The following is a 6,911-nucleotide window of genomic DNA, read 5'->3' on the forward strand; positions in this document are numbered from 1 at the left end:
AAATTTCAAACGAGCAATGAGAACTGCAAAGTTTGTGATCCGACGCCGTCTGCGGCGGCGGGCGCAAACTTTGCGGCGTCAGATCTTCATCGAGTTTTCCTGAAACCACGTTCGGAGTTTATTCCAGATGGACCACCATCCAGTAGCTTGTTACTCTTCCGCCGCGTGTGCCTCTTTGAGGTACGGGCTGGATTTCTGAATCCTATCGACCAGATGCCCAGGAACGTCTTTGAAGGAATGGAACTCCATCATGAACGTTCCCTTCCCCGCCGTCATCGTGTGGAGGTCGGAAACGTAACGCTGGATCTCCGATAGCGGACAGGTGGCGTAAATCACCGTCGTTCCATCGTGGTTGTCCATGCCGTCGACGTGGCCGCGCCGGGTGTTGATGTCCCCCATGATCGCGCCCGAGCTTTCCGCCGGCACGACGATTTCCATTTTGTAGTACGGCTCCAACAATTTTAGGCCCGCGGTCTGCATGGCGAGCTTCAGTGCCTTCACCCCGGCCATTTGAAACGCGATGTCCTTGGAATCCACGGGATGATGCTTTCCGTCCACCAACCGCACGCGGAAATCGACCAACGGATATCCGGCCAGAAGGCCGTGCTTCGATCGTTCTTTGATTCCTTTCTCCACAGACGGAATGAAATTCCGCGGAATCGCGCCGCCGTATATCTCGTCGACGAACTCGAACCCTTTCCCGCGCGGAAGCGGCTCGACGTGCACGACGCAAACGCCGAACTGCCCCGCCCCGCCGGTCTGCTTTTTGTGTTTTCCCTCGATGTTTTGCACCGCCTTTTCAAACGTCTCCCGATAGGGGATCGCGGGAAGGTCGGTCGTCACGTTGACCTGAAACTTCCGCCGCAACCGTTCGATCGCGTTTTCGAGATGTCCGTGGCCCATTCCGCTCAAGATCATTTTGTGCGTGAGATCGTCCACGGAGATGGAGAGCGTGGGATCCTCCTCGATCAGTTTTTCAAGTGCGGCTTTTAGTTTGTCGTCGTCGTTTCGCGTCGCCGTAATCAGAACGTACGACATCATCGGCTTGGGATATGTCATCGGAGAAAGAAGCCGCACATGATTCGGCGCGCAGAGCGTGTTGTTCGTGTGCGTATTCTTGAGCTTGGCCGCCGACACGATGTCGCCGCAGACCACTTCGTCGATCCGGATCCTTTCTTTTCCCCGCAAAACAAACGCCGTCCCGAGGCGAAGATCCTCTCGGGTGCTGGCGTTGAGAACATGCATGTCTTTTGAAAGCCCGCCGCTGAATATCCGGATGACCGACAACTGCCCGGTGTGCTCGTCCACGCTCGTGTGAATCACCTGCGCCAAGAACGGATCGGCCGGGTTGTGAGCACATTCCGCCGGGTTCCCCTGGGCGTCTTTGCACGGCACGGTCCCCCGCTCGACGGGGCTCGGCATCGTCGTCGCAATCAGATCCAGAAGCGGCTGAATGCCCACGTTGGCCGCGGCGCTGCCGAACAGCACCGGCACCAATCGATTCCGTTTCACGGCCTCGGTAAACGCGCTCTTCGCTGCGTCCGCCGTCATGTCGTTGGTTTCCAAATATTTTTCCAGGAGTTCATCGTCGGTCGAGGCGATCGCATCGAACATCGCCGAATGCGCGGCCTCCACCTCGTCTTTCAATTCCGCGGGAATCTCCTCCATCTTCATCCGTCCCGAACCGTCGGGCACCCACCGCCGAAGTTTCAGTTCGAACAGATCGACCACACCGCAAAAGCTCTGCTCCTTCCCCACCGGAATCTGAACCGGCACCAGCTGAGCGTTGAGGGCTTTGTTCATGTATTCGATTTCCTGGGACCAGGAGCCGTTGAAGCGATCCATCTTGTTGACGAACACCACCCGAGCGAGTTCTCGTTCCACGGCCGCCGCCCAGGAGCGCCGCGTTTGAAGTTGCACTCCGTCCGATGCGCTGACGACGACCAGCGCGCTGTCGGCGCCCAAAAGCGACGTTAATCCTTCCAGAAAGAAATTCTGATCCCCCGGCGTGTCGATGAAATTGATTTTCTTTCCTCCATGCTCCACCCAGCCGAAGTGGGACGTGATCGAACCTCCTCGGTGAACTTCTTCGGCTTCCAGATCCAAACTCGACGTTCCGTCCAGCGTTTTGCCGAGACGGGTCGTCGCCCCTTCATCAAACAAGATCGCTTCGGCCAAAGCGGTCTTTCCGCAGTGGCTGTGACCGACAATGGCAACGTTACGAATATCCTGGGCTGAGTAAGTCTTGGCTGAGTTCACCGCAACCTCCCGTGGCAAGGGTTGGACAAAGACTTCCGCCTCCCATAACGGAAGATTCGCCTCCGATCAACTGAAGATGTTAGGCATTTCGCTCAATCATATTTACGAACTAATTACAAATACTTAGACCATCTAGCATAGCCCAACAACCTTCCTTGACGCGCTGTGACGCGATGTGTTATACGAGGCCGATGATTCGCAAGCTTGCCATGCCTTTGACCCTCTCCTTCCTCCTGATCGGATGCGGAGGGAGCGGAAACAAAACCACGCATGCGGTTCAGAGTTTGGAAACCGAAGCTAAGAAGATCGAAGGGCGCCAAGGGGACGCCACAGAAACCAAAGCTGTCGACTACATCGTCGACGTGAGCGAGCTGAGATGGGAATGTTCGGACGGGACGAAGAAGAACGAACGGCCCGACAAAGTCACCTTCCCGATGCATTGCGACCATAAGGCGGGACAATTGACCTGTACAATGGACGAGACCAAGGCGATGGATCCGAAAGCTCAACTCTCCGGAAACGTCTACAAGACCGGAGCCTTCGAACTCAAGGGCACGGCTGAAATTAAAATCACCGACCAGCAGACGGTGAAAGGGACCACCGTCATGAAGGGGCAATTCTCTCAAAGCGGCGGCCAGGCCGTATTTCATCTCGGCGCCCGCACGGATAACGCGAAAGAGGGAGCCTGCAGCGTAGACCTCGCGATGACAATCAAGAACAAGGCGGCACTCTCCACGGCGACTGCATCCGATCCGTCCGCGGCGAAAGGCCCCACTCAAGCCTCTTTATCCCTTTCGACCGACGCCGAAGGCACAACGACAGAGCGCGATTTTCAAGATGCCGCCGTTCGTCGCACGCGAGACGGCTTCGTCGTCACGCCAACCCGAACGTTGGGCGATGCGGTATCGCTTTCCGTCTCGTCCGATTACCGGAATGCAAAGCTCACGGCCGAAGGGAAGACGTACGATTGTGACATCCCCGATGTGGACGGGTCCACGATCTCGACCCGTTGCGGCGACAACGCGCCGATCGACGTGAAGGCCTCCCTTCCCGCACCCAGGCTTTGACCAAACCGACAAGGATTGCTACAACCTCCCGCTCCGAAGAGGCTTCTATCATCAGGGGCGGTAGTTAAGCTGGTTATAACGCCGGCCTGTCACGCCGGAGGCCGCGGGTTCGAGTCCCGTCCGCCCCGCCAATTTTCGCGCGCGCTTGATCGGGCGAGAAAATTCCAGGGGAACTCGTAGGAAACATTCAGGGATTTCCCCGCCAAACGCCGTTCGAACGTAATTTTTTCCAAGAAAGCCTTCTGACCCCAATAATCTTTCCCCGCCGCATGTCCGCACGCAGCATGGGCTTCACGAATGAACATCCGGAGCGGTTCGAGTGTCCCGTCCTCCCCCACCAGGGCTTTGTTGCATTGCTCCGTAAGTTTTGCCTTCTGCGCCAGCAGCGATTCCTTCTTTTTGACGAACATTTCGGGGCCGATAAGGCCGTCCAAACGGGTGTCCAGAAGCACATCCAGCCGTTGATCGACCTTTGAAATCACCGCGGCGAGTTGCCTCGCGCGCTTTTCCAGTGCGTCTTTGTCTTGATTCTTCTCCACAAAGTCACTGAGCTGCCGATATTCCTTTTTCGGTACAGCGACTCGCCCAATTGCTTCTTGAACTTCAACGGCGATGACATCCTCTCTGACATATTCGGCCGAGCATTGGGAGAGCCTGGAGCTGCAGCGATAGTAATGAATTCCTTTTTGCTGCTGACCGACCAAAGCCCGTCCACACTCCGCGCATTTTAAGAAGCGATTGAAGGGAAAGAGGTGCCGTTTCGTTTTTTGCATTCGGCTGCGGTTCGCTAAAACCGTTTGAACTTCGTCGAAGAGAATTTTTGAAATGATCGATTTGTGGACGCCTTCGTGAAGCTCGCCTCGGTACGCGAAATGGCCGTAATAGAATGGATTCACAAGAATGCGACCGATCTCCGAGCGCGTCACCGGTTTGTTACCTCGGCGGCCGGTTAGTCCCCATGATTTGGCGGCTTCGTAAATTTGATCGTAGCTGAATCGGTAGGTGGAGTATTCGCGAAAGAGTTTCCGAATCATGGGCGCTTTGATGGGGTCGACCACGATCTGGTGATTTTTTAGGTCGTTATCGTAGCCGACGGGAGCCCATCCAGGCCATTCGCCGCGCCGAAGTTTTTCTCGGATGCCCCGCTTTACATTCTCCGACAAATTGTCCACGTAGTACTTACTTTGTCCAAACGCCATGTTCATCATGAACTTCCCCTGAGGCGTGTTGTCGAACCAGAACGTGGGGAATTTGAGGGACTTAAGGGGGCCGCGGTCCAAAAGATAGATGATCCGGCCGCCGTCGACAGAGTTGCGAGCCAGGCGGTCCGGGTACCAGGACAAAATTCCGTCGGCTTCTCCGCGTTCGATACGTTCGAGCATTTCGTTGTACACCGGACGGCCTGGCTCTTTGGCGGTTTTGCTCTCGTTTAGCTCGCTGCGAACATCCAATTGTTCGTGGCGAGCGTACTCGCGGAGTTCCTTAAGCTGCGCCTCGATGGATAGGGCTTGGCGATCGTCGGATTCGGAGGATTTGCGGGCGTAAATTATGAATTGCATTACTATTTGACCCCCTGAAATGTTTCAGCCAGCACGTTCCTGGAACAGAAAGGGCAACACCGTCGAGATTCCCATCCAACGAGCGCTCCAAGAAGTTTGTTTACAACGTTTATGATACCCGAAAAAATACTCTCCATTTCTTCTCGCAACGAAGGTTTTGGAATGAACTCCCTCGTAGGATAGGACGACGATATGGCGACAAAATAAATCCTGTCCTCAGAGTCCTCAGTAACATTCAGGGTAGAAAGTGGAACTGGAAACCTGTGAATGATCTGATCGCGTCTACTTGACTCGCCCTCGGCAAAAAAAAAGGCTCCCAAATAACCTTCGTTGCATTCAAAGCCTGAGATAGAGCTTTGGCTCTTGGGTCACCACGCCACGGTTCCCTTCCGAGATAGCGGGTTAGCCGAGTGAAATTTCGAATTTCCGTCTTAGAATAATAACTCAGGGCTCTCCCTAAATACCCCAGTGCGGATGCGATCTGGATCTCAAAGGCTTCAAATTCTGCTACCAAGGAGATAGCGTCGTGACCGGAACCCACGCTCCTTACCTTCCAGAATTTGGAAAATATGGTTAATCCTACGTCCTTGATCTGATCCTCGAGTCGTCTGTAGTTACAAAGATGATAGTGGGCCTTCCTTAGCTTATCGAACAAATTAGGATTTATGAGGGAATAGAATCTTGCCGGATCCTTCCACCCTTCATTATCCCGCCTTTCTATATCGGCAAAAATGCTGGAGCTAAAATGTTCGTCGCGGATATGTGTTGCCATTATAAGAAATGCTCGATCCTCAACTTCAAGATCACTCGATGCGAGCGCGAGCATCTTGTCCATCAACGCCCGATACTCTGGATTCTCCCAGATAGTTCGAAATTCGTCCGGCATCACGGGCCGACTCGTTGGAACTCTATTTGAACTCATAGCTAGCTTGTCTGACCTGCTTACCATGGTTTCTTATGTTTCACACCGATCCTTGAATCCGATACGCAGCTCGGATCCTCGATGGATCCGAGCTGCGTTGGCGGGGAAAGATTATTGGGGTCAGAAGGCTTTCTTGGAAAAAATTACGTTCGAACGGCGTTTGGCGGGGAAATCCCTGAATGTTTCCTAAGAGTTACCCTGGAATTTTCTCGCCCGATCAGGCGCGCGCGAAAATTGGCGGGTCGAAGGGGACTCCGAAGAGTCCCCGTCCGCCCACAGAACCGTGCGTACGGGTCACGTACACGGCTCTTCAGGAAAGCTTGATCCAGAACTCCAACTTTCTTGTGTCGCCTCTTCATCGATCCCCTTGGGGGAATGAGGGGCTCGTACGTTGCCCTTCTTCCGTCCTCGGGTTTTCTTCGGATCTCGGAGCGACAGTTTCTTTTGAGTTCCATCTCCTTGCCTTTCCTGTTCCGTCCTTCGCCTTTGACCTTTCGGTCTCTTTCCGGGAGTTTTCTCCTCCAATGCGTCACCGCATCTTCATCGGCTCCCAGCTTTACGGCTACTACGACTTCATCGGCAGGCTCCTGGAGGATCACGCTCGTATTACTACGCCCGCTTAGGAATCATCCGTCGCAGTTACGGTGTTCCGGCTCCAGCAGCCCTTCCCCGGGTCATGGCAATTCCTCAATCGCTGCCTACCCACCTCCACTACTTGCATCCGTTACGGAAAGGATTTCGGACTTTTCGTGATCAGGGCCACTCGGTCCCGGATGCCTGCCTTACGGAGGTTCACTTTCGTTTGGGCTGCAACTTTGGCTCGGCCTTTCTTCAGATCCCGCATTGGCTCCGCGTAAACCGTTTTCTCCCTCCTCGGGCAGCCTGCACGGAGTTTCTTTGGGCACTGTAGGCGACGGTGAGAAGCGGGACAAAACGGACGGCGAGGTTTGGAAAGGTAGGCAGACGTGTCCCTTCACGCTGGTCAACCTAGGACCGCGTGTTAATCCATTTGGGATTTTTTGTCTCAATAAACGATAAAACCTGCCATTCGTTCGATATTGTTTTCCTTCGTCGATTTTTTTTGAATCAATGCGTTCCGTAAAG

The 6,911-nt window shown here is 54.3% G+C and carries 5 protein-coding genes and 1 tRNA gene; 4 read left to right on the plus strand and 2 right to left on the minus strand.

The genetic code is table 11. The features are described from left to right. Positions 1-150: 150 nt before the first annotated feature. Positions 151-2,259: an elongation factor G gene (locus VI895_05435; GenBank protein ID HLG19243.1), complete on the minus strand. Its 2,109-nt coding sequence runs from the start codon at positions 2,257-2,259 to the stop codon at positions 151-153. 191 nt (positions 2,260-2,450) lie between these two features. On the opposite strand from VI895_05435, the gene VI895_05440 reads away from it, so the two are divergent. From VI895_05440 to VI895_05450, 3 genes are all read left to right on the plus strand, one after another. Further along, positions 2,451-3,326, plus strand: a complete 876-nt coding sequence (locus tag VI895_05440; protein ID HLG19244.1) for a hypothetical protein — start codon at positions 2,451-2,453, stop codon at positions 3,324-3,326. Positions 3,327-3,380: 54 nt separating this feature from the next. After that, positions 3,381-3,457, plus strand: a tRNA-Asp gene (locus VI895_05445). A gap of 138 nt (positions 3,458-3,595) precedes the next feature. Further along, positions 3,596-3,802 (plus strand): hypothetical protein, encoded by a 207-nt coding sequence (locus VI895_05450; protein ID HLG19245.1) that lies wholly within the window; start codon positions 3,596-3,598, stop codon positions 3,800-3,802. Between the two features lie 1,318 nt (positions 3,803-5,120). Here the strand turns inward: VI895_05450 and VI895_05455 are convergent. Further along, positions 5,121-5,720: a hypothetical protein gene (locus tag VI895_05455; GenBank protein ID HLG19246.1), complete on the minus strand. Its 600-nt coding sequence runs from the start codon at positions 5,718-5,720 to the stop codon at positions 5,121-5,123. 266 nt (positions 5,721-5,986) lie between these two features. Here VI895_05455 and VI895_05460 point away from each other — a divergent pair, with 266 nt between their 5' ends. Further along, on the plus strand, positions 5,987-6,430 hold the full coding sequence (locus tag VI895_05460; GenBank protein HLG19247.1) for a hypothetical protein: 444 nt from the start codon (positions 5,987-5,989) through the stop codon (positions 6,428-6,430). Positions 6,431-6,911 lie beyond the last annotated feature (481 nt).

Source organism: Bdellovibrionota bacterium (genome assembly GCA_035292885.1).
Lineage (GTDB): Bacteria > Bdellovibrionota_G > JALEGL01 > JALEGL01 > DATDPG01 > DATDPG01.